The organism is Nocardia carnea, assembly GCF_029868325.1.
Classification (GTDB): domain Bacteria; phylum Actinomycetota; class Actinomycetes; order Mycobacteriales; family Mycobacteriaceae; genus Nocardia; species Nocardia carnea_C.
The window spans coordinates 48,951-72,685 of the sequence record NZ_JARWNW010000104.1; the positions used below are offsets into that span (position 1 = coordinate 48,951).

General features: G+C 64.2%; 21 protein-coding genes. 10 read left to right on the forward strand and 11 right to left on the reverse strand.

Translation table 11 applies throughout. The annotated features are described in order from the left end of the window. Positions 1-68: 68 nt before the first annotated feature. The 5 genes from QH196_RS07135 (at position 69) to QH196_RS07155 (ending at position 5,005) form a co-directional block, all read left to right on the forward strand. Complete coding sequence (locus QH196_RS07135; protein ID WP_280414951.1) at positions 69-1,175, forward strand: BsuBI/PstI family type II restriction endonuclease; 1,107 nt, start codon at positions 69-71, stop codon at positions 1,173-1,175. 178 nt (positions 1,176-1,353) lie between these two features. Further along, entirely contained in the window at positions 1,354-1,944 is a 591-nt protein-coding gene (locus QH196_RS07140) for an HNH endonuclease (protein ID WP_280414952.1), read from the forward strand. A 235-nt stretch (positions 1,945-2,179) separates the two neighbouring features. After that, entirely contained in the window at positions 2,180-2,515 is a 336-nt protein-coding gene (locus QH196_RS07145) for a hypothetical protein (protein ID WP_280414953.1), read from the forward strand. Between the two features lie 604 nt (positions 2,516-3,119). Then, a complete protein-coding gene (locus tag QH196_RS07150) occupies positions 3,120-3,710 on the forward strand; it encodes an RNA polymerase sigma factor (protein ID WP_280414954.1) in 591 nt (196 codons plus the stop codon). Next, positions 3,707-5,005, forward strand: coding sequence for a pentapeptide repeat-containing protein (locus tag QH196_RS07155; protein WP_280414955.1), 1,299 nt, complete (start codon positions 3,707-3,709; stop codon positions 5,003-5,005). The genes QH196_RS07150 and QH196_RS07155 overlap by 4 nt, the downstream gene beginning before the upstream one ends. A gap of 323 nt (positions 5,006-5,328) precedes the next feature. Here the strand turns inward: QH196_RS07155 and QH196_RS07160 are convergent, their stop codons facing one another. From QH196_RS07160 to QH196_RS07180, 5 genes are all read right to left on the reverse strand, one after another. After that, positions 5,329-6,291 carry an HNH endonuclease family protein gene (locus QH196_RS07160; RefSeq protein ID WP_280414956.1) on the reverse strand — a complete coding sequence of 321 codons (963 nt, stop codon included), beginning with the start codon at positions 6,289-6,291 and terminating at the stop codon, positions 5,329-5,331. 437 nt (positions 6,292-6,728) lie between these two features. Continuing rightward, positions 6,729-7,589: a nucleoside hydrolase gene (locus QH196_RS07165; RefSeq protein WP_280414957.1), complete on the reverse strand. Its 861-nt coding sequence runs from the start codon at positions 7,587-7,589 to the stop codon at positions 6,729-6,731. A 117-nt stretch (positions 7,590-7,706) separates the two neighbouring features. Next, entirely contained in the window at positions 7,707-8,183 is a 477-nt protein-coding gene (locus QH196_RS07170) for a DUF4254 domain-containing protein (RefSeq protein ID WP_280414958.1), read from the reverse strand. Between the two features lie 5 nt (positions 8,184-8,188). Beyond that, positions 8,189-8,551, reverse strand: coding sequence for a hypothetical protein (locus QH196_RS07175; RefSeq protein WP_280414959.1), 363 nt, complete (start codon positions 8,549-8,551; stop codon positions 8,189-8,191). Between the two features lie 238 nt (positions 8,552-8,789). Further along, positions 8,790-9,092, reverse strand: a complete 303-nt coding sequence (locus QH196_RS07180; protein ID WP_280414960.1) for a hypothetical protein — start codon at positions 9,090-9,092, stop codon at positions 8,790-8,792. A 154-nt stretch (positions 9,093-9,246) separates the two neighbouring features. On the opposite strand from QH196_RS07180, the gene QH196_RS07185 reads away from it, so the two are divergent. Both QH196_RS07185 and QH196_RS07190 read left to right on the forward strand, forming a co-directional pair. Further along, complete coding sequence (locus QH196_RS07185) at positions 9,247-10,107, forward strand: helix-turn-helix domain-containing protein (RefSeq protein ID WP_280414961.1); 861 nt, start codon at positions 9,247-9,249, stop codon at positions 10,105-10,107. Between the two features lie 2 nt (positions 10,108-10,109). Further along, positions 10,110-10,484, forward strand: coding sequence for a DUF397 domain-containing protein (locus QH196_RS07190; RefSeq protein ID WP_280414962.1), 375 nt, complete (start codon positions 10,110-10,112; stop codon positions 10,482-10,484). A 26-nt stretch (positions 10,485-10,510) separates the two neighbouring features. Here QH196_RS07190 and QH196_RS07195 read toward each other — a convergent pair whose 3' ends face one another. The 6 genes from QH196_RS07195 to QH196_RS07220 all read right to left on the reverse strand — a co-directional run bounded on the left by QH196_RS07195 (position 10,511) and on the right by QH196_RS07220 (position 18,572). Further along, positions 10,511-11,317 (reverse strand): class I SAM-dependent methyltransferase, encoded by an 807-nt coding sequence (locus tag QH196_RS07195; RefSeq protein WP_280414963.1) that lies wholly within the window; start codon positions 11,315-11,317, stop codon positions 10,511-10,513. Positions 11,318-11,327: 10 nt separating this feature from the next. Continuing rightward, positions 11,328-12,311 carry a UDP-glucose 4-epimerase GalE gene (gene galE / locus QH196_RS07200; protein WP_280414964.1) on the reverse strand — a complete coding sequence of 328 codons (984 nt, stop codon included), beginning with the start codon at positions 12,309-12,311 and terminating at the stop codon, positions 11,328-11,330. After that, positions 12,308-13,336, reverse strand: a complete 1,029-nt coding sequence (locus QH196_RS07205) for a hypothetical protein (protein WP_280414965.1) — start codon at positions 13,334-13,336, stop codon at positions 12,308-12,310. The genes galE and QH196_RS07205 overlap by 4 nt, the downstream gene beginning before the upstream one ends. A 2-nt stretch (positions 13,337-13,338) precedes the next feature. Continuing rightward, positions 13,339-14,649, reverse strand: coding sequence for a phosphomethylpyrimidine synthase ThiC (locus QH196_RS07210; protein WP_280414966.1), 1,311 nt, complete (start codon positions 14,647-14,649; stop codon positions 13,339-13,341). 324 nt (positions 14,650-14,973) lie between these two features. After that, positions 14,974-15,453, reverse strand: a complete 480-nt coding sequence (locus QH196_RS07215) for a GNAT family N-acetyltransferase (RefSeq protein WP_280414967.1) — start codon at positions 15,451-15,453, stop codon at positions 14,974-14,976. Beyond that, positions 15,450-18,572, reverse strand: a complete 3,123-nt coding sequence (locus QH196_RS07220; RefSeq protein ID WP_280414968.1) for an orotidine 5'-phosphate decarboxylase / HUMPS family protein — start codon at positions 18,570-18,572, stop codon at positions 15,450-15,452. The genes QH196_RS07215 and QH196_RS07220 overlap by 4 nt, the downstream gene beginning before the upstream one ends. Before the next feature lie 310 nt (positions 18,573-18,882). Here QH196_RS07220 and QH196_RS07225 point away from each other — a divergent pair, with 310 nt between their 5' ends. From QH196_RS07225 to QH196_RS07235, 3 genes are all read left to right on the forward strand, one after another. Next, entirely contained in the window at positions 18,883-20,082 is a 1,200-nt protein-coding gene (locus tag QH196_RS07225; RefSeq protein WP_280414969.1) for a cytochrome P450, read from the forward strand. A gap of 10 nt (positions 20,083-20,092) precedes the next feature. Beyond that, entirely contained in the window at positions 20,093-21,382 is a 1,290-nt protein-coding gene (locus QH196_RS07230) for a cytochrome P450 (RefSeq protein ID WP_280414970.1), read from the forward strand. Between the two features lie 71 nt (positions 21,383-21,453). Then, complete coding sequence (locus QH196_RS07235) at positions 21,454-23,265, forward strand: hypothetical protein (protein WP_280414971.1); 1,812 nt, start codon at positions 21,454-21,456, stop codon at positions 23,263-23,265. The last annotated feature ends 470 nt before the right edge of the window (positions 23,266-23,735 follow it).

The following is a 23,735-nucleotide window of genomic DNA, read 5'->3' on the forward strand; positions in this document are numbered from 1 at the left end:
CCGCCTGCCCAGCGGTGCTCGTCTCACGGGGTGCTTGGGGTAGAGATGGTCACGTAAGATCACGCCTTGTGACACAAGCGAGTTCCGACAACTGGCACCTGCCTCACCTGCTGCCGAAGCGGGAGAACTACCAGGAACGCTTGCAACTGATCCTGCCTCAGGCAATCACCGGAACTACGAGTACCGCAAATCCAGCCGCCGCCGCGGTAGTCTTTGTCGCGATGTACGTTGGGGCGATCAACCATCAGAACCCGCTTCGTCCGTCAACGGTGCTGTGGATGAGCGACCCTGTGTCCGGGCGCCGCGATCCCCTCGATCGAAAGATGTACTACAAGGCTGCGGTAAGCCATCGCGGTCAGCGGGCGGTTGTCGAGATGTGCGCGTCCGCCGGGTACGACCGTGGCGATGTCTGGTACGCCGGTGATTCTCGTGAGCCTATTCGCGATGAGTCCATCCGAGCATTGATCGAAAACGGTGCGATGCTTACCCTGACCAACGTCGACACCAACGCCTCGAACCCGCGCTATACACTAGAGTCCGGGTTTGCTGAATTGTTTTCGCCTGACTTGGTCGATGATGAGTTACATAAGGCGATAGTCGAATGGCAGAGTGTTCACCTTACGCCAATTGGCAGGCGGCGAGCGCATTTGGCTTCCGATCGGTCCCGCGATGCGAAGAGGGTGACGGTCCATCTGCCCGATGGTGGAGTTCGGTATCTCCACCCAGGAAAAAGCAGTCAAATTCTCAGAGGGGTTGTCGAGCAGTTCTGCAGTGCAAGACTGAAGGAGCCCAGTGTGATCTTCATATCGCAGCCGGGAGAGAAGGTTGATCTACTCGACGGCGACGGGCTCGAAAGGATGGGTCTGCATATCGACCCGCAAACATTGTTGCCTGACTGCATCGTTGTCGACATTGCTCCCAACCACGGCGACTTCTGGTTCATCGAGATCGTTGCATCAGACGGACCGATTACCGAAACCAGGAGGAAGAAGTTCCTCGACTGGGCAGTCTCGCAGGAGATATCTGAAACTCAGTGCCACTTCCTCACTGCATTTCAATCTCGAACGCATGGGGCAGCCAAGAAGGCTCTGCCTCAAATCGCTCAGGGCTCCTGCGCCTGGTTTGAAGATGAGCCCGACCATCTTCTCACCTGGGACAGGATCAGGCCGGAATGACTTGGAACTATGTCAATAGTGGACCTTCTAGTCCACGCTCCAAATCGCAAGTTCAGTTGGGCTACAGAACGTGGGCGAGTCAACATCAGTGATTCAGGATGGAAGGTTTCGAATCGCTTTGCTGGCGGCCTGGGCGGATCGCTGCGCGTGGTGTCGATCCCATTTGACTGTTTCCGATATGCAGGTCGATCATCTTCTGCCCAAGACTCTGGCGGGAGAACTTCGAATCGAAGTTCTCAAGATGCATGGGTTGCCTTTGTCCTACGACCTGGAAGGTGCACATAATCTGGTACCAGCCTGTCGTAGGTGTAACCGATTCAAGGGTGATTCAATACCACCCGATACGCCAATCATTTCACTCTTCCTGCAGAAGACAGCTCGACTCGCCAAGGGTATAGACGAGGCTGTTGTGAAACTCGCGACGAAGTCTTCTGTAGATAAGGCGCTGGCCCAACTGAATTCGGTACTCGGGCTCGACCTTAGTGAGGCTGATCTCTTGAAGCTCGCAGAGGCCTCGCGGGAAGCGCAACCAGCAATCGTCGAGGCCACGGGTAGGGCAGTCGCACTTCACCCGGCTCTCGGACTACCGATCGGCCCGGGAGGATGGCGCCTCGATCGACGGGTCGGCGACGTGTGGGTACTCGCGGACGAAAGCGGCAAGGTCGGCTACTCCGCGGAGGCGTCCGGCTACCAGTGCCCCAATTGCGGTGTCCATGGACCATGGCGGGGGGCGCAATGTCTCACCTGCGGACGATTCGACGAAGGGTAAGCTCGCCAGGTCCGTGTCGTGAAGAGGCAGTTGCATGCTGTCCGGGCCGGACGCCAGCGACCATTGATGTCGGTGTCCCGGCGCATACTAGGGCCATGGTGAGACCTGAGTGGTTGGCGGCCTGGCTACCGCGAATGGCGAGAACGGGGTTGGCGAGCGCCGCGAACGTTGTCGCACGACCTGGCGTCGACGCCGGGTTCCGCAAAGATCAGAGTTGCAGCCGAGGAGATTCACGATGACTGGCGAACCGCTGTACGACCCAGATCGCATGGTTGTCGATGATCTCGATCTCTCGGACCCAGATGTTGCGGATGCCTATCTCAGTCATTCGACGACAGACAAGCTCATGGATGATCTGGGACGGGAGTTCCGTCGGCAACCGAGTGCATACCAGCAGAGGGTGCTGAGCGAGGACCTTGGTCGTTTCGAGAAGGATCGTGCTGAGTTGGCTAGTACTGTCGCGGGTCTCGATCCCGACGCACCAGAGCGGGAGGCGCTTCAACCCTTGCTCGATAAGCTCAACGGCTACATCGAGGCAATGAAGCTTCGGATGCTCGAACTCGATGAGTAGCACGCCGTTCGACGGCCAACTGCATGGCCTAAGCTTCCCAAGCAATCGCGCGCGACAAGTATGCAGACGCGAAATATGAAGCTCAGATGCGATGCACTCGGCGGTGGCGAGGTGTGCACCGGGCCGCCGCAGTGCAGGTGCGGGGGCCGGGGGTGTTGGCGGGCATGGCGGCTGGTGTTCCCAGTAGCCTGCCTAGGTCGCTGCGCGGGAAACCCACTCTGAACTGCCGATCTTGACGTTATGGAATCGTTATACGTTTACTGGGTATGACGATGTTTTCGTGGCTCCCCACAGCGTGGGATGCCACTTCTTTAGGGTTCGTGCCGGTCGCTGGAGTGTGTGGTGTCTGGCTGAGCATCGTCGGTTGTGTACACCGCTACCAGCGTTTCTTGGAGACACGAATGATACTTCGTCTGGCGCCACCCGGCAGCAGAGCAGCCTCGCTGACACGCCGGGGGACGTGCTTGTCGGCCTTAATCATTGAGGTGGGCGCAACCGAATGGTGTTCCTCCGCCGCTGTTCCCTCGGGGGAGATGCGGACGATATGAGGTTTCGCTCATCGAGGCAGCGCGACGCCCCCGCCCAGCACGGTGGTGAGGATCGCGTGCTGTTCGAGACGATCTATCGCCGCGAATACCCGCGTGTGCGGCGGTATCTGCTCGGCGCGGTACGCGGCGACAGCCAAGAAGCCGAAGACCTGACCCATGAGGTTTTCCTGCAGGTGTGGCGCACCTATGGCCCACGCCTGGCCCGCATGACTGACACCGAGGTGCAGCAGATCTTGATCACCGCGGCGAAAAACCGGCTGATCGACCTGTGGCGCAAGGACACCCGGACCGTGCTCTTCGCCGGCTACGACGATCACCATGTCCCTGTCGACCCCCCGACCGACTCCGACCCGTTCCGCAAAGTCATCAACGACGAGGTCGTGGCCCGCTTCGCTCAAGTCGCCGCCCGACAACTGACCGTGGGCGAGTACCGGGTCGCTTTCATGAGCTGGGTGATGGAATGCACCGACACCGAGATCGCCGCCGCGCTCGGCACCACCGTCAAAACAGTGCGCACGCACCGTTGCGCGGCACGACGCAAGATCAAGGCCATCGCCCGCAGGGACCGCTCTGGCCTGCAGTTCCTCGACGCCGACGAGATCTCGGCGATCCCGGCCACGCCCGGGATCGGGGAGGTGACGATATGACCGGCGACAATCCCTGCCAGGGGCCTCGGCAGCCGATGCCCCTCGGCGACGTGTTCGAGAAGCTGGGCGATTATTTCACCGAACAGCACGGTCCCGGCTGTGCCGAGGCAGGATGGGCGCGGCTGCAGCAGGCCATGGACACCGAAGAACCCGCGAAGGGGCCGGTCGCCGAGCCCGCATGTGGGTGCGGGAAGCGGCTGGCCGGCCTCACCTCCCAGGTGAGATGCTGGTGGGGCAGGATCGAGGTCAAGTACGTGGTGGCGTCGGTGCTGATGGTGATCGGTTTGTTGAATGCCGGTGCCGACGGAGCCGTCGGTGTCGCCGCGGCGGCCGTGGGGATCCCCGCGGCCACGGCGGTGGGGCTCGCGGCGCTGTTGCAGTCGGCCCGCCGCCAGGAAGCCGAGGCCCGTGCTTCGAAGGCACTGCAGGAACACCGGCGCGAGATCCGGTTGCAGATCGCGCGCCGCGATGCCGCCCGCCGCGATGCCGCGGCGCGCAATCTGGTGATCCAGACCTTGGGCCGCACCGACAGTTCCGGGATCATCCACCTGTCCAGCGTCGACCTGCGCGAGCAGAATCTGGCCGACCTCAATCTGATCGGCGCTGGCCTCAAGGGCGCGACCCTGGACGGCATGAATCTGCGGTCGGCCAACCTCTACGGCGCCAACCTCGCTGGGTCCAGCATGTTCGGTACCGAGCTGTCCCGCGCCGACCTGTCCGATGCCAACCTCGCCGGCGCCAACCTTGCCAGTGCCCGGCTCGTCGGCGCCCGGCTCTCCGGCGCCGACTTGGCCCGCGCCAACCTCGCCGGTGCGAATCTGTCCGGTGCGAACCTGATCAACGCCGACCTCTCGGACGCCGACCTGTCCGGTGCAATTCTGGCCGGCGTGGACCTCGGCGGCGCGGACCTGTCCGGCGCGATACTGCCCGGCGCCTACCTCACCGGCGCATATCTGCAAGGAGTGAACCTCGAAGGTGCTTGCTTGGCCCGGGTGAACCTGCGTGGGTCCTACCTGCACCGTGCGAACCTGACTCGCGCCGACCTCTCTTGTGCCGATATCAGCACCACGACCCTGAAATACACCGCGCTCATCGGCGCCGACCTGGTCGGGGCGAAACTCATCGACCTGACCGACCTGGAAGAGGTGACCTGGTCAGAAGCCACCCTGTGGGGCCGCCACCGCGACGAAGTGCTCCGTCGATCCATCCCCCTGGGCCGCGGCTGGTACAAACTCAACCCACCCGACGGGACCTCCATCGACGACCCCATAATTTTTCCCCGCCTGCCTGTTTGAACACGGTCGGGTGAATCTGTTCAGTGGTCGGTGCCGGCGCACCGGCCTGCGTAGGCGCGGCGAGCCTTTGCCGCGGCGAAGGCTCCCGCGCTGGCGTTTGTCGACCAGCAGCGCACCGAGACGACGAGAAGCCGGCCACCTCGCGACTGGCTGGCTTCTCGGGTTAGATCCGATCGCGAGGACCGGCGCGCTGGCGTGCTCGCGGATACGGGCGTGGCTCATCAACGGAATGTCTCGCAGGTGTAGTTCAATGGCAGACCTTCTGCTTCCTAAGCAAACCTTGGGCCCGACCAACGCCCCGCCAGGTCGAATGAGCTTTCCTGTCAGCACGCCTGCAAAACCTGCGTGAGCCTGTCCTTCTCGGCCTGCTGCAGGCTCAACTGCCAGGTCGATTTCACCGCCACCCACATCTGCGCGTAGGTACAGTTAGCTGCCCGATTCGGTGGCATCCAGTCAGCCGGGTCCTGATCGCCTTTGGAGCGGTTTGACGAGGCGGTGACCGCGATTAGCTGTGGGTTGGTCAGGTCGTTGGCGAACTCCTCGCGCTGTTCGGTGCTCCATTCATTGGCCCCGGAGCGCCACGCTTCGGCCAGTGCGACGACGTGGTCGATGTCGATATCGGAGGCAGCGGTCACGGTCTGGTCGTCGTAGGCCGAGTACCAGGTGCCGGCTGTGGCGCGGCATTCCGCATCGACCGCCACATCGGTTCCGTCGCGCTGTAGCACGATCTCGCGAGTCGTACATTTCCCGGAAACGGTGTGCCAGTGCGGGAACTCCTCCCGGGAATACCCACTGGCAGAGCCTTCCTCGGCAACCGTGAGCCCTTCCAGCAGGGCGCGGACCGCGGCGGCGTCCGGGATGCCAGGCGGCTCGGCCTGGACGGTCGCCGGGTGAAACAGTGCCGTGATAGCGGTGGCGCACACCGCCGCGCGTGTGATGGTCGAGATCCCTCGCATACGCGTCTCCCTATCGTCGGCGAGCAGGATCAAATGCGGTTCACCGTAGCGGCTGTCGTCAACACCGAGATGGATATCAGGTAGCCGCCACGAGATTTCGACCAAGCAGCAGCGCGCTATGTGAAAGAGCAGCCGGTGCTGCGGGACCAGCGCTCGCCGCGGATCTGGCGAGATCGCGAATTTTCGATAGTTACCGACAGCGGCTTCGGCGGTGCGGCTGGCGTGTTTGACTTGCCTGCCCCGTTTCGCTGCTTGTTCACGGCGGGTGAGCGGTGGGGAAGGGGCACTTGCTGTCGCAGGTTGTTGCCCTCGGCGGGGCACGTCGAACATGGAACGCGGATGACCTGGGAATTTTTGCTGGATGACCGGTAATCGAAGCGGATTTCGCCCTGGGCTGAGCGTCGATGAGGTGTCCAGCGTGTGGCCATCGTCGGTGACTACTGCGGGGTTGATGTCGCATCGCCTCGCTGGCCGCCTGCCGTCCCCATCTCCGTCGAGCGGTGGGCGACAGCAGGGAGCAGCGGCACCGTCGCGCATAAGGGGGGAATGCGGATCGGCGGTGCCGCTGCTTATCGCAGCCGTAGCTGCGGAGTCGACCGGCCAAGGGGGGTTCGGCCGGCCTGAGGCCAAGGCTAGCACCGGTTTCCGCCGCTCATCGCGTCAACGCTGGCCCGCGTGCTCACCCCAAGCATGCGCGCCGAGATTTCGATCAGCGGCCTACCACCGGTTGAGTCGCTCGTGTTCCGCTGCGAGGAGACCGGGAGGGCTTATGTGTGTATCGCGTTGTGCATCCAGGTCCGGGCGGCGGCGTAGTCGACGGTGTCCGATACCTGTATCTGCCGCCCGTGGGGTGTGCTTGACAGACGCCCATCAGGGTGTATCTCGATTCTCTCGGTGCGGAAGGTAACGAAGAGAAGCCCGAGAGCGGCGCTGAGTGGCAGTGGATCCCGCAGCCGGGCCGTGCGTTCGCGGACGAACCATGCCCGTAGGTGCAGCGCCAGCAGATCCGCCCATCTCGGCGCGGTGGGTTGTTCGAACATCTGGAGGAGCGGGGAGTCGGGAGTGATCTGGAGGGCGTCATGGTCGGTGTGGTCACCCAGTATTAGGCGCGGTGTGTGTAGTGCGCGCAGGGCCAGCCCGGCAGATGTGGGGTCGATACGGAAGTTCTCCGAGACAGCCGTCTTGCCGTGGTGGCGGTCGTGTACCCCGCCCAGTTGGGTGACCCTCACTCGGTCGGCGATCTCGGGTAGGCGGGAGATGACAGCGGTGAGGTTGGACATCGGACCCAGCCCCACCCATTGGATCGGGCCGGTGGTGGTTTCGCAGAGTTCGACCACGGCGGCGATCATGCGATCGAGATCGCGGATGCGTTCGAGGAAGTCCTCGCCGTGTTCGGGAAACACGTGGCCGGTGTCGAGGAGGAAACGATCTTCGCCGCCCAGATCGAAGCCCGGGATGACCGCAACGTCGGTGCGGTCGAGCAGGTTCAGCGCGTGGCGGGCCAGCTGCGCGCGGCCGCCACGGGTTTCATCGGCAGTGACCACCACCAGATTCGGCACCACCCGCGCCGCGACAACCAAGGCCACGAGACCTCCTGGCTGCCACCCGATATCGGTATCGAGGAACACCAACCCATCGGCGGCGGTACCGACAGGTGGTGAAGGCTGGTGGCCGGACGCGGATAGGCCGGGAATAGAAATTGTCGGAACTCCTTCCGGTGTGGGCGCGTGAAGCCGCCCAGGTGATTACGGACGGGCTGTGCAGGGGAGGCGTCGGGACCGGCGCGCGACCGCGGTCGTCAGATCGGTGTAGTCGTCGACCAATTCCGCGAGGCGATACCACGCGGCGTGCACGATCGGGTCGGACGGTTCGGCGTTCATCAGCAGGTGAAACGCCTGAACCTGCTGAACGGCGAGCCGATCGATCACGATCCCCAATGATTCCGAGTGCAAGATCGCCTCCGGGTGCGGGGGCGGTACATGCTCGGCCACCCAGAGATCTGCCTGCCGCGATAGCTCGGCGCGGTGTGGGCATGCCGGGCAGGCGGGGCCGTGGAGATACTGCTGGTGCAGTTGCCCGAACCGGTCGGCGATCGACGTGAGTGGGTGAGGGCCTACGTGGTGGCCCCGGATGGCCGACAGCAGTGCTTCTCCGGTGGGGAACAACGATTCCGACGGATCGGTGAGACGGGCAGGCCGTGGAATGCGAGTGCTGGCGCGCATCTCGGTTACCGCCGTCCGGTCAGGAGTTGGCGGCGGGCCGTGGCGAGCACCGTGGACCGGGATGGTAGAGCTTGGGCAGTGGTCGGGGGCCAGATCCAGTACCAGGTGAGGGGCTGATCGGACATCGGCAGCCACACCTGCTGCCCCTCCGTCAGCACTCGCACCCCCGCACGCTGCAGCGCCGTACGGACGGCGGCACCGAGCGCGCTGCCCGATCCCGGACCGACAACGAACACCCAGTCGCGACGCGGCCGATGATAGGTCAGCACCGGCGCAGCGATGGCGTGGTCGCGCTCGAGTTCTTGCCGGACCACGGTGCCCACATCCGGTGGCATCACCACCGCACCCAGCGATCTGGACGCGGTCACCGCGACCCGACCGAACCTGCACGAAACCGGAAATCCCATGCCGCGATAGACGTGCGCCACCTCGAAGGGGGTGTGACAGTTCTCGAACATCACTCCGCCTTCCGGTGACGCCCGCCGGTGACCACAAACAGGGGAGATCCCGGTACCGGCTGCATCGAGGCGACCATGCGACGCCCGCGGGCCGCGCCTGCGCTGAACGCCACGATCGGGCTCGCCACCGAACATGTCCGCCGCGCGATCACCGCGACACCCCCGCCCAGGCCAGCGCACGCGCGGCGAACCCTTCCTTCCGGGGCACTGACCACGGGCACTCCTTCGCTGCCATGCCCATGACCTCCAGCACGGTCAGCCCCAGCAGCCCGGCGTGTGCCCGCAGCGCCGCGATGTCTTCGAGGACGAGCAGGGACGCTTCCGCTTGGGCGCGTGACAGCGTCCGGCCGGGCAGATAACTCACCACCCATCCGTCGTTCCCGGTTGACCTGGCGTGGTGTTTCGTGTGGTCGCTCAGCATTAACGAGTTGTCGATGACACGCACGGTCATGACCGCCTCCTGCCTCGATCGAGTGGCTCCATAAGGGCCGCTGATTCTTGACGTGACGAATCGATTTAAACTTAAATCGAACAATAACGCTACGCTTGCGGTGAAGTTCATGCGGTAACTTGTCCGCAGATACCGGCAGCTGGGAAAGGACGACATGCGCGACGAACGTTTCGACCCGTCGGCGTTGCGTTTCCTGGTCGGCCACGACCTGCGCTCGGCCCGCGAACAGGCACGGGTCAAGCAGGCCGAGGCCGCCAAACACATCGGCTGCACGCCGGCGAAGCTCAGCTATATGGAGAGCGGCAAGACCCAGCAAGCACCCGACGAGGTCGCTGCACTCCTGCGCTACTACGGCGTCAAGGTCGAAGACGTGGACCGAACCGTCACGCTGGCCGGACGCGCCGACCACGGCACCTGGTGGGCACCCTTCGGTGAGGTGCTACCGGACTGGTTCAAGACCTTCGTCGGTTTGGAAGGTCTGGCGACCCAGCAATTCGAGTACGCCGACAAGGTCCTCCCAGGACAAATCCAAACGCCGGACTACGCCACCGCCCTCCTCGGCGACAGCCTCCACATACCGACCATGGACTTGGCGCAGTCGGTCCGCGCGCGGATGGCCCGGCAACGCCTGTCCGGAACCGACAACCCGCTCCAGCTCAGCGCCGTCGTCGAAGAGGCGGCGCTGGACCGCCCCGTCGGCGGCCCGCGCGTCATGCGCGAGCAACTGGAACACCTGCTCACATTGATGGACCAGGACAACGTCCGGTTCCAGGTGATCCCGACTCGGGTGGCGGTGCACGACGGGCTTCCCGGCTCGTTCATCGTCCTCAACTTCGCCGAAGCCCGCGGCATCGCCTACGTCGAGTACCACACCGGCGCCCTCTACCTCCAGGATCACCCGCAAGTAGACTTGTACACACTGGCCGCCGACCGGCTGCGTCAGAAGGCGTACACACCCGAGGACACCGCGGCAGCCATCGAGCACCGGATCGCGCAGTTCAAGAACATGGAGTAACAATGACCACGCACATCCGCCGAGGCTGGCGGAAAAGTTCGTTTAGCAATAACGGGGGCGCCTCGTGCGTCGAGGTCAACTTCATCGGCGACCAGGTGCTCATGCGTGACAGCAAATATCTTCGGAACTCGGAGAACGACCCTGCTGCGCAGCCAGTGATCTCGATACCAGCCGGTCATTGGCCAATTTTTTGCCGCCACTCAACGAAGCCAGCTGCAGACTATGCGCCGTACCTGCCCGTAATCCACCACCACGACGACGGCTGGGTGACCGTTAGATGCCGCGCCACCACCGTCGCATTGGTCTTCACACCAGACGAATGGACCGCCTTCGTCGCGGGTATCGAAGCCCGAGAATTCGAGCTGACAGCCGCGTAGTGGCCGGACTACCACCTGCGCTGTGGTTAGCCATTGATGATTGACGTTGCGACGGTATAGCCCTTCGAGTCGCGCCAGAATTGGTTCGGGTGGGCAATGAACCAGTGTTCGATATCGGTGGTGAGGTCGGCGAGGATCTGAACGCGGTGCGGGGAATCGGGTGCGATGCCGCAGAAGGTGAACAGTGCCTCGGCAAAGGCGATCAGCGGCGTGGGCCGGTCGAAAATCAGCGTGTTGTCGTGGGTTTCGATCGCAGTATTGCCGAATACGTCCTGCATCATGTCGGGCAAGGTGTCGCTGGTTACGGTGTGGTTGACCATTCCGTCTGGCGGGGTGAGTCCGTAGTTGCGGGCGTGCGCGGCGACGAGTTGGTGTGTGCGATGGCAGGTTCGGGCGTGGTTGACGGTGACAGAGACCTTCCCGCCGGGTCGGGTGATGCGCCGGAACTCTGAGAGCGCGATGAGTGGGTCCGTGACGTGGTAGAGCATGTGCCGGGCGGTACACACGTCGAACTCGTCGTCCTGAAGCGGGAGTCTGCTGGCCTCGCCGTGAATGGCGGTGACGCCGGTGATCGTGGCCGCGGCGGCGACCATGGTTCGTGAGGTGTCCACGCCGACGAGACGGCCGGTGTGGCCCATTTCGCGGAGGTACGCGAGGAAACGTGCGTCGCCGCACCCGATATCGGCGAGGGCCTCGCTGCCGGTGAGACCGAGAGCGGCCAGGACTGCGGCGACGGGGTCGTCGGGATGTTCGGAGTGGCGCTGGTGCGTGGCGATGCGGACCTGCAGGGGAGTGAGGTCGGCGTACTCGGTGTCCAGCGAGGGGGTGGTCATCAGTGTCCTGTTAGTTCGGTTTCCGGTGGGTGCGGTGGAATGTCCAGGCGTCGGCGACGATGTCGGCGATGTCGGGTTTCTCTGGTTTCCATCCGAGTTCGCTGTGCGCTAGGTCCGAGGATGCGTAGAGGGTGGCGGGATCTCCGGCGCGCCGTGGGGCGATCTCGACGTCGAACTGTGCTCCGGCGACTTCTCGTACGGCCTGTATGACTTGGAGGTTGGAGAAGCCGATGCCGTTGCCGAGGTTGTAGATTTTGTGTTCGCCTGGCTCGATTGTGTCGAGTGCGAGCAGATGGGCGCGGGCGAGGTCGGTGATGTGGATGTAGTCGCGGACGCAGGTGCCGTCGGCGGTGGGGTAGTCGTCGCCGAACAAGGAGAGTTTGTCGCGGTGGCCTAGTGCGGCGTCCAGGGCGAGGGGGATGAGGTGGGTTTCGGGGTCGTGTCGCTCGCCGATCATGGTGCCGTCGTCGCAGGCGTGGGCGCCGGCGACGTTGAAGTAGCGCAGCGAGGTCGCGCCGAGGGTGCCCGTGCGGGTGTAGGACGCGATGGCGCGGTCGACGGCGAGTTTGGTGTCGCCGTAGGTGTTGACCGGGCTGGTGGGTGAGGTCTCGGTGAGCGGCAGTTCGGTCGGTTCGCCGTAAACGGCGGCGGTGGAGGAGAACACCAGTTTGCCGACCTCGGCGGCGCGCATGGCGTCGAGAAGAGCTAGCGAGGCACGGGTGTTGTTGTCCCAATGCCATTCCGGATGTGTCATGGATTCGCCGGCGGCGATGAGGCCGGCGAAGTGCAGGACTGCGTCGAAACCAGCTTGACGGGTGAGGACATCGGCGATGTCGTGGACGCGTAGCCGCGCGAAGACCACGCCGGAGGGGATCTGGCGGTCGTCGTTGCGGGAGAGGTCGTCGACGATGACGACCTGGTGCCCGGCGTCGCGTGCCATGCGAGCGACGGTGGCGCCGACGTAGCCTGCACCTCCGGTGACCAGCAGTTTCATACAATCTGCACTTTCATCGCCAATAGATGGTCGTGAATGTCCTGTTTGTGGCGGCGGAAGTAGTCTTCCGGGCTGGGCTGTATGTGGGTGCCGTCCCAGCCGGTGTATTCCGCCCACGCACGGTGCTTCACCGTAGCCAATGCCCGCGGGTCGCCTGTGACGAGCCATGCGTCAGCCATTGCCCGCGCCAACTGATGGGCCGCCTGGTGGTGGCGGGCGACGATCCGACCGCTGCTTGTCGTGGCGTACCGGCTGTAGTTGACCGCATCAGCTCGCCGTTGCCCGAATTCGGTATCGAAACGCGCTAATGCTTCGGCGAGATAGGTCCAGAATCGCCCCGGGGCCATCGGAGGCTTCGATGGGGCACGGCGCCAGCGTAGTTCTGCACTCATCCGGTCCGCGATAGGCCGTGGCATGCGGTCGAAGTCGTGGTGCGCGTAGGCGCCGTCCAGCATCGCGGTGGCGCGAAGGATCTTCATGCACAGCCGGTTGGTCACGAGGTGGTGTTGCGCAGTGTCTTCGCCGTTGAGCCACCAGTCGTGCAGCCCGCACCAGAAATATGCTTGCGTGTAGTAGAGCAGGATCTCGTAGGCGTCGCGGGCATCCAGCTCGACAGGGGTATGGCCTGGAAGACCGGTGTCGGCAAGTGCTACACCGAGATTCTTGAAGTCGTAGCCGAGCGAGGTTTGGATACGGCGGTAACCGGACAACGGCAGAACCATGAGATCGACAGTCGAAAAGTATTGTTCGGCCAACTCGACCAGCTCCGCCACCGGCATCGATGGCCGCTGCCCGGAGTGGACATACAGGAAATCGATATCGGAGATCAGCACGTACTGCTGCTCGTGCCGCACGAATGTCGGCTCGCCGCGGGCGAGGGAACCACCGACAATCAGCCAGTCTTCCGGTGGTACCCGGCGGCCGATCGACAGGAGGCGGTCCGCGACGTCGGTCGCGACATCGTCGAGTTCGGCGGAATCGGGGAGGCGCCGCACAATGCTGTGCCGTATATCAGTGGCCAGCATGATCAGTCCTCCCGCTTGATGACGGGCAGGGGCCGTGCTGCCGAGGTTGTGACCGGCTTCTCGTTGTCTTTGTGGACGATGACCAGCGGGCAGTACTTGCCGCAGATCGTGCACGGTGCGCCGTCTTTGAGTCCTTCCCGGATGAACGCCTGATCTGCCAGGTCCGGGTATAGCGCCAGCTGGGCCTGCTCGGCCCAGGAGTTGCGGCGCCGGGACTGCCCCATCGCGCGCTGCCGGGTGGTCTCGGATTCCTTTCCGCGAGCCAACTCCAATGCAGTGATCGCGACTCGTGCGAAGCGGATGGCTTCGGCGGTATCGGGTGCGGTCGGCATGGCGTAATGCTCGTTGTGGGTGATGGAGGCGAACATATCGCCGCCGCACTGGCCGGCGGCGAGGATACCGAGCGTATTGACGACCTGGTCGAGTGTGACGGCATTGTCGATCACCATGGGTCCGGCCAGCCACAGCGGCGCGCCGCCCAGGGCTTCCTTGTAGGCGGGGATGAGATCGGGGATTAGATGGAGTGGGATGTGCCCGCCGCTTTCACACAGCACCTGCACGCCGCCGCGCAGTATTTCGGCACGAAGCTGGGCCAGCAGCCGCAGCTCCATCCACTTCAGTTCATCGTTGGCGGCGTCCGCAGTGCAGGCAGGCCGGAAGATATCGCCGAGGTCGAGTACGACCTCGCGGCGCCGGCAGATCTCGATGATGCCGTCGAGGTGCTCGATCAAGGGGTTGTCGCAGTGATTGATCCGCATGTAGCGGTCGATCAGTCCGCCGCCGCGCGAAGTGGTGGGCACGATGCGGGTCGATTTCTTCATCGCCTCGGATATCGCCGGGGTGATACCCATATGGACAAGCACGTAGTCGACCCCGGTCGCCAATCCCATCTCGAATCGCTCGAGGAATTCCGCACGACTCATGCGCCGGCGGGGATCGGTGAACAAGTCATAAGTCAGGCAAGCCCCCAGTGGAACGCCCATGATCTCCTTGAGGTCGGCCCGTAGCGCGACACCTTCGGGATTGGTCGTGAGGTCCATGACGGCATCGGGACGTGCGGCGAGGATGACGCTCATCGTGTCGACGATGGCCTGTCGATCGGTGTCACGCGGCCCCAGCCCGATCAGGCCGCTGATCTTGGGCCTGGTGCCGGTGCCGACAAGGAGGGGTTTGAAGTTCTCCATATGCCTGCTGGCTTCGGACCGGAGAAAGACCATCGTCCCGTCGGCTATCGAGCGGGCGGCTTCGGCCGGGTTGATTCCTTCCTCTCGGCAGGTTTCGGCGAACTGGGCATCTGTTTCCGGTGTGAGCATGACGGGCTCACCTCTCACTCGAATGGGCCTCCTCGCCTCGGGTGAGGCCGGTGCCGGAAACGACAGGTTACGATGCTCGGCCGTCGGCGACGAGGAGTCGCGTACTCGTGACCAGCGTCGTTGGTGAGGCCGAAAGTAGATACCGCGGTCCTGTCCTAGTTCTGCTGTAGTTCTGCGTGGAGGTGTTACGCGGCAGTGTCGCCTGACCCGGCGCTGGCCCGCTTCATGGATTGCAGTCGGGCGCCGGGCCCTGGCGTGCGATTCCTGAGCAAGGATGAGCAGCCGGTGCCCAGGAACCAACGAGGCGAATCAGATACGGAAGACCTACTCCAGGAAAAGGGCGTAGACAGCTCGGTCTCGGCCCGGGCCTTTGAAGTCGGCAGTCACGGAGACCCCGCCGACCTCCTTGTCGCCCTCGACGTTCTCGAACCCCAGTGCGATCCAGCTGGAGTGTGCTGCGCGGTTTTCGGGTTCAGACGTCAAGTACAGTCGCGTGCAACCCCATCCCGCAGCTCGGGATCGCACTGCGCCGAGAAGCGTTCGTGCGATGTTTCGGCGGCGGTAATGCGGATGAACCATCACGTCCTGGACGTACACGTCGGCAGGGTCATCCTGACTTCGGAAGGCGATCACTGCGCCTGCGAGTATGTTCCGTTCGTCGACTGCGACGGGGCAGGTGGTGGAAAACAGCGTCGCATACAGCCAGTAGTCCGACAGGGTGCGCGCGCTGATATAGGGCTCACCGAGCTGCATGAGCTGACGGACTTCGCCGATGTGTTCTGGCTGCAGCGGCGTGATGATCACAAATGCTCCTTGGCGCGGATCTTACGGGCTAGGGTGGCCAGCTGGCCGGCGGTGTCGCTCGGTGCGACAGCGTCGGCAATGCTGCGACCGATGATGGCAATGTCCCATTCGTCATTACTCAGCGCGTCGTCACCGGGACTGAAGCCGCCGGAGACCGCGACCGGCAGCTGACTGTATCGGCGGACCGCGGCAGCGGTGGCCAGGGGGTGGCTGCTGCCGACGCCGAGGTCGATATTGGTGGTGACCACGAAGCCATCGATACCGGCGCGCTCCATATCGCGCAGCCAGGCCGGCGTAGCGTGCTCGGTTGTGGCATCGAGGGTGAGTGCGACACCCAGGCGCCGGGCCGCTGCGACCGCGGTGGAAACGCTGGCCATCGATGCAGGACCGATCAAGAGGACGACATCAGCGCCCGCTTCAGCGGCGAGTTCGACCTGGTCGCGGCCCCAGTCTGCGGACATCATCTCCGCGACGACGGCGGTGTCCGGCGCGCACTGCTTGATCGCTTCGATCGCTGCGACGCCCTCCCGTTTGATCAGGGGATCACCGATCTCGATGAAGTCCACGCCGGCCTCGACGGCCACGCGGGCTATCGCTGTTGCCCGGTCGAGCGAATGAACATCGAGGGCTACCTGGAGCGAACGCCTGCCGCGGCGCCGCCGGTACCACTCCTGGATGCTGGGCGTTCCGGACTCATGTCGCCGTCGGACCGCTTCGGCTTCGCGTGCAAGCAGCCAGTGAGAGGACTCCTGACCGCAGCGGACCAAGACTTGCTCGCGTTCGGTCGGCAATGTGATCCAGCCGGAACGCACTTCCTTGAGAAGGCCGATCAGGCCGGTATCCTCCCGGAATTGTGGATCCGGAGTGGTTGTGCCGCTGAGCAACTGTATTCGGGTGATGAGCTTCGCGACGTGTACCGGGGGTCTGAGCCAGCTCTTATCACCGGAGATGATGGCAATGACTTCGCCCGTGAGCGCTGGATCAGGCACCGGGTTCTGTCGTCCGGTGACGACCGACTGGAGTGCTTGCTCGCGTACATGCCAGTTGTTGTCGGTGAGCATCAACCGAAGGACAGGACGGGAAGCGGCGGTGTCGAGGGCGCTGACCGCCCTGGCGAGGCCCGCTCGCACTTTGTAGTCGTAATCGGCTGCGAGTTGCTCGATCAGGGAGTTCACCTGTGTAGGGCTGAGCGTGCCACGTCCCGGTAATGATTCGGCGAGGGCCGCGCGTACACGCCAGTCGAGATCATGTACGAGTTGATGCAGGAGACCGAATGGGTCGTGGCCGGCATTGGTGAACAGGTCGAAGTAGCGGGCGAGGAAGGCCGCTTCCGCAGGGCTGTCGAGGTCGATGCAGCTGACGATTCGAGTGCTGATCTCTACGTTCAGGACGTCCTCGACATGTTCGGCGATGGAGGACCAGAGCTGTGAGCCGTGGGTGCGTAGTTGTTCGACCACCCAAGGCGCGTGCTGATCGCCGAGGATTTCCGGGAGGTTCGGTGTGGCCAGCACCGCTTTGGTCAGTGCCTGCGACTGGGTGCAGCGGTGGGCGGAAGAACGAATAGCGTCTTCTGCCAGTACGCCGTTGGTCGCCATGGTCTCGAGCAGCATCGGGAGCGCTACGTCCATCGTGATCGATGGCGCCAGGGCGATCAGTTCGATGAGGTGGTGGGCACGGGAGTCGAGTGCACACACCACAAAATCGAAGAGATTGCGGGCTGCGGCGGACTGTGACGCGCGAACAGCCAGTTCGTTGAATGCTAGGACGGTTGCGGCAGATCTCCCGGTCTCGGCCAACCGGTCCGAAATCCAGTTAGCAAGGAAGTAGACACGGAAGATGTCGTGGGCGAAACGCGTGCCTCCGTCGGGGTCCTGCTCCACGAAAATCGGAGTCGGCTGCGGAGGCTCGCCGCGGTAATCGGTTTTCTGTGAAGCGGTGGTCAGAGACGGCGGAATCGCGTTCGGATCCAGTGCACGGGCTACCTGTATGAGGCTCTCGATGGACGGCTCGATGGGTTGGGCGTTGCGGCTGAGAACAGTCCGCACGCAGTGGTCGACAAGGCGGAACCCATTCGCCGGACCATCAGGGAGTCCCTCGTGGAGAGGCTCTCCTGCGCTGTGAAGCATCTGCGAATACAGAGGGATAGATGCCAGGGATTGCAGCGGCCCCGGAAGGTGCGAGAACGGTATTCCGCGCTCGCGGCGCGTGCGGTCCCACCACTCGCGTGTCTCGGTCATCGTCCACGGTGCCAGGGTGTACGAAGCCGCCGGTGATGCGCTGACGTGTCCGAATGTAGAGGCCGCCAGGATCGGAAAAGGGGAGAGGTCGAGCTCGGGCGGCGTCCGGACGACGAGGACAAACCGGAGGTGATGCGAATCTGTTTGGCGCAAGATGCCATCGACTTGCCGACCGGCGAAGGAAAGGTGCTCCGCTGAAGAGATGCCATCGATAACGACAACGCAGGGAGACGCGAGTCCGCCTACGACGCGCTCCAGAGTGAGTAGCGCATCATCGCCACTCGACAACGAGGCGTACCGCAGGACTTCGGTAGCCAGGTCCGTCGTCGGCAGAACCCACGTCTGGCAAAGGTGAAGTTGGAAGTCCACCGTTTCCCGGCATTCGCGAACCAAGTGATGAGAAAGGCAGGTCTTTCCGCTACCCACACCGCCCGCAATGACGTAAACCCTCGCCGTGGAGGTGAGGAATTGGCAAAACGACGCGACTGCGGCGTCATCGACTCGATACGGTCCCTTCATGAGGACCGTGGTCGCTGTATCGAGGAGAGCCACCGTTCGCCGCCTGGACCGGAGTCCAAGGTCGGGCTCGCCGGTCTCTGGCTGATTCGGAATCGTTCCTGTTCCAGGGGGATTGTTTTCCCCCTCCGGCTGGAGGATGAACTCGAACCTGGCTACTACATCCGGCTCAGATCGGGCGAGTTCGGTATCGAGAATCTGCTGAGTCTCATAGCGTAGCTTGGCTTCGATCCCACGCCGCTCCCAGTTGGAGACCGCTGCATCGTTCACCCCCAGATGAGCGGCGAACTCGCGAACGCTCATCCTTGTGGCCTCACGCAAGGCGCGGGCCTCGTATCCCGTCCAGCGGGCCACCACTGACGCCATCGGCCCCGTTCATCCCCTTATCGGTCGCCACTGAGACTGTGCGTCGACACTCGGTCGAACACGAGAGTAGGGCAAGTCTAGGGCAGCGGCTCATGTTCGCGAATCTTGTGCTCTGCCAGCCTGAATCTGCCTCAGCCGGTACGTCGAACACCCCAGAAGTCCACCCTCTCGACGCCGGCGATGCCACGTGTACCGCAGGGGGACACGTGCATTTCGGTTTCATGTATCGCTTGGAGTGCTTGTGAACAGGTCTCTTGCCCGTCCACCACAGAGCCTATCTGGGGGATCGGGGATCGCGCAGGGCTCACCGATGGCGCCGGACGGCCGGGCGGTACCGCTACAGGGTGCGGCGTTCGCTGCCGATCCGGATCGCTCTTACCAGCAGATGCGCGAGCAGTTCGGGCCGTTGGGCCCGGTCACGCTGGCCGACGAGGTGCCGGCGACGCTGGTGACGGGATACGGCAAGGCGCTGGCCATCCTGCGTGATGAGTTCTATTCCGCCGACCCGCGGGCCTGGCAGAAACAGGTGTCGGTTGAGTGCCCGGTGCGTCCTGTTCTGGAGTGGCGGCCGACCGCGGCACGCACGTCCGGCGCCGATCACGCCCGGTACCGGGGCGTGGTGGTCGATGTTCTGGGCGGGGTGAACCTGCACAACGTCCGGGCCCAGGTGGAACTCGCCGCGGTCGAGCTGATCAACGCGTTTTGTGAAGGCGGGCAGGCTGATCTGCGCTCCGAATACGGTGTGCCGCTGGTGTACGCGGTTCTGGGCCAGATCCTCGGGGTACCCGAGGACGCGAGTGCGCACCTGTATCAGGCACTGACCGAACACATGACCGCGACCGAGGCCCAGGCCGCAGAGCAGGGATACATCCTCGCCGCCGCGGTACTGCACGAGGTGGTGAGCCAGAAGAGAACCGCACCGACCGACGATGTAGCGACGCGGCTGACACAACATCCAGCCGACCTGACCGACCACGAGGTCGTGCGGCAGCTGGCGGAGTTCTACCTCTCCGGGGCTGAGCCGACCATCTCACTGCTGGTGAATACGCTGCGGTTGTTGCTCACCGACGACCGGTTTACCGGTGATGTCCTGGGCGGGGCGCTCGGGGCGCGCGAAGCGGTCGAGGAGACGTTGTTCCTCGACCCTCCGGTGGCGAATGGGTGCGTGCGTTATCCGACCGCGCCGCGGCTGGATGGGGTGTGGCTGCCCGCGCATCAACCGGTGGTTATCGGTATTCGGGCGGCGAATGCGGATCCGGCCATCCATACCGGCGAACGTCACGGTAACCGTGCGCATCTGGGGTGGGGCGCTGGTACACATCAATGCCCATCGAGCGCTCTCGCGCTGCTCATCGCCTCTATCGGGCTCGAACAACTCCTCGATGCGCTGCCGGTGATGCAGTTGGCGATACCCGCCGAGCAGCTGAGTTGGTTTCCGACTCCGTTCCTGCGCGCGTTGACCGCACTGCCCGTGACGTTCACCCCCGCACCGCCGCTGAACCTCTCGTAAGGACCGTCTCGTGCAATCTCACTCGCTGCATAGCAGTGCCCCGCAAGTCTCCACTCCGCAGTCGTACCCGTCGATCGAAGACCTGGGGCCGCGCTATCGCATGTACGACGCCGCGTTCGCCCAGGACCCGCATGCGGTCTACCAGCAGATGCGTGCCGGTGGCCGATCGCTGGTCCCGGTGCTGCTGGCCGAGGATGTTCCGGCGACCCTGGTGATCGGCTACGACACCGCGAAACAGATCCTCAACGACGATGACCGGTTCCCGGCCGACCCGCGGACCTGGCAGAAAACGCTGCCCGCCCGGCATCCGCTGCGGCCGATGATGGAATATCGGCCCAACCCGCTCCGCACCACTAGGGACGTGCACGGCCGATATCGCAAAGCACTCAATGCCGGGTTGGCGGTGATCGACCTGCATTACGTGCGCGCGGCCGCCGCACGCACGGCGATCCCACTGATCAACAGCTTCTGCGGGGACGGCAGCGCGGACCTGATCAGCCAGTACCTCGCCCCCTTCTTCATCTCCGTCCTCACCACCGACATCATGGGCTGCCCGCCGCAACTCGTCGACAAGGTCCTGACCGCCACCGCAGCGATGTTCGACACCGACGCCACCGTCGATGTCGAGGCGATGCTGGGCAGTGCCCTGGGTGCGCTCATGGATTCCAAACGCCCTCTCCCGGCCGATACCGATGTCACGGCCCACCTCGTGCACACCGCTACCGACCTGTCTCACGAGGAGAAACAGCATCAGCTGGTGACGCTACTGACCGCGGGCATCGAAGTGCCGCGCAACCACGCCGCCAACACGATCCTGTTGATGCTCACCGACCCCCGCTACCGGCCCAACCAAGAAGGTTTCGCCCCGCTGGTCACCGATGCGATGGTCGAAAACCTGACCACCGACCCGCCGATGGCAAACTACTGCATCACCTACCCCAGAGCCCGGACGCTCATCGACGGGGTATGGCTGCCCGCGAACCAGCCCGTGGTGATCAGCATGGCCGCGGCCAACAACGACCCCAAGCTGCGCCGCGACACCGACAGCGACTGGGACTACGGCGGCGGCAACGGCTGGCACCTCGGCCGCGGAGCCGGCCGGCACCGCTGCCCGAAAATGGCCTACCAATCCTCGGACCTCATCGTCGGCGAGGCGATCGGCCAACTCTTCGACGCACTACCCGATATGCAGCTGGCCGTCCCACGTGAGCACCTCACCTGGCGCCCCGGCCCCTTCCACCGTGCGCTCACCGCCCTGCCCGTCGTGTTCGAGCCGACATCGCCCCTTCCTGTCCTGTAGCCGTCCGTACCCCGCGCCACCGGCCCAGTTCAACCCGCTCGGTCGAGCGCTACCGAAACGAGTTATCCACCATGACAACAATACTCGACCAGATCAACCCAATCGGATACCAGGGCGGAGACCCCGCCGTGGTCGCGCTGCGGGACTCGATCTACGGCCGGCATCTGGCCACCCACCGCAAAGCCCGCGAGATCATCCTCCGACTCGGCGACATCCCCCAAGATGATCTGACCTACGCGCAGGAAGCCGCCATCGCCCCCGTCCTCCTACGCGCCGTCCTCGGTGGGATCGGGCTCCCCGCACACGAGATCACCGCCGACACCCACCTGCGAGGTGCCCTCGGCGACTGGGCCGCGGTCGCTGCACCCCACTTGCTGACAGTCTGGACCGGTCATTTCGACCTGGCCATCGGCGCGATCGGCACGCACGGCACCGGAGCCCCCTACCAGCAGCAGTGCCTGGCTGACCTCGACACCGGCGACGCCATCGGTGTCCTCGCCCTGACAGAACTCGGGGGTACCAACGGCGCCGACCAGCGAATGCAAGCGGTGTGGGATCGCGACGCGGACGGCTTCTGGCTGTCCAACCCGACAATCGGGTCGGTGAAAGGCCCGCCGAATATCGCCGACAACACGGTGCCGAAGATCGTCGTGTTCAGCGCCCGCCTGATCTTCGAGGGTCGCGACGAGGGCGTGTTCCTGTTCCTGACCCGCCTGCGCACCCTCGACGAAGGGCTTGCCGACGGTGTCGAGGTGGGCGGGATGTCCAGCAAACTCGGTGCCGCCATGGACCACGGTTGGGTCCGCGCCGATCGGCTGTTCGTCCCTCGCGAGGGGTTCCTCGGCGGAGATTGGGCCACGATCACCGATGACGGCGAGTTCCGCTGTGCCGAACCCGATGTGCGGCGGCGCTGCCACCGCTCGATCAGCCCGTTGGTCGGGGGCCGCCTCGATTTGGCCACCGCCAATATCGCTGCCGCCCGCGCCGGAGTCGCCGGACTGATCAACTACTCCCGGCAGCGGCCCCACGGTCACAGTGACGTGTTGCAACGCGACCTCGTCACCTCCGCCGCCCACGTCTACGCAGGCGGCGTGCTGGGTCGGATGGTCCGCGACCTGGCGACCGATCCCGCCCAGCAGGACCGGTTGCCGCTGTGGATGACGGTGGTCAAACCGATGTTGACCACGATCGCGGAGAAAGCCTTACGCACATGTAGCGCGCGGGCGGGTGCGCAAGGACAGCTGCGCTGCAACTACTACCCCGACTGGAACGCAGGCGCCACCGGTTCCAAAACCGCCGAAGGCGAAAACCAAGTCCTGGAGAAAGCCGCCGGTCGCACCCATCACGCGCTGTCGACACTGAAACTGCCCGGCACCCCGACCAGCTCGCCGTGGTGGCTCGACATGATCATCGCCCGGGAACACACCCTGGCCACCGACCTTTACACCGCCATCGGCCTTGAACAGAGCGATGAAGCATACGAGCCCGAAGGCACAGCGCTGGGTATCGATTCGACTCGCGCCGACCTCGCCCGCACGACCGGAGTCAGGCTCATGGTCACCGCTGCCCTGATCGCCGCGGACCCGGGAACCGACCCCGCCGCCTCCACCATCGCCTACGCATGCGCGGCGGTGGTGGCATTGACCTACCTTGACCGGCACAGCGGCTGGTTCAACGCCCACCACCAGCAGTCGCCGGGCCTGGCCGAGGAGATCCACGACGCACTGCGGCATCACCGGGTGATCGTGTCCGCGAACCAGGTCCTGCTGGCCGCAGCGTTCGATATCCCCGAGCTCCCGGACGCCCCGATGTTCGCCCCGGACTTCCTGCAGGCGTGGAGTGACCGGGCCGGTTGGGACGAGCGCGGGTTGACAGCGCAGTGAACGCACCCGCCTCGCACACCCGAATCGGGGCCGCCGATCGCGATCGATGGCGGTCTTGGCATGCCGAGTGCCGCGAAGCCGAGCCCTGCTTCGCTTGCTACGAGGAGGCGGACTTCGTCCGTCGCCTGCATGGCGGCCACGGGGCGGAATGCGTGCGGTTCGCTGCCGCGGTCGCTTACCTGGACGGTCACAACGACGACGACTACGTATAGCCCGGTTGCGGCGATGATCGTGAGCTCGCTGGCTATGCACCAACTCTTGCATCACACCCGCCTTCCGGACCGACCCCAACCGCTAGCGCCGGTGCGAGTCCGGAATACTAGTCCGCCTCAGCCCTCTCAGGTACCGCGCCCAATCGCCGAACCCCTCGCCGCACCAGCGTGAAAGTCCGGTCGAGTTTCTCGCCGCCGATGTCGGCCGCGCCGCTGTTCTTAAGGAGTACCGCTGTGAAGTCCCCGCGTGGCGCAGGA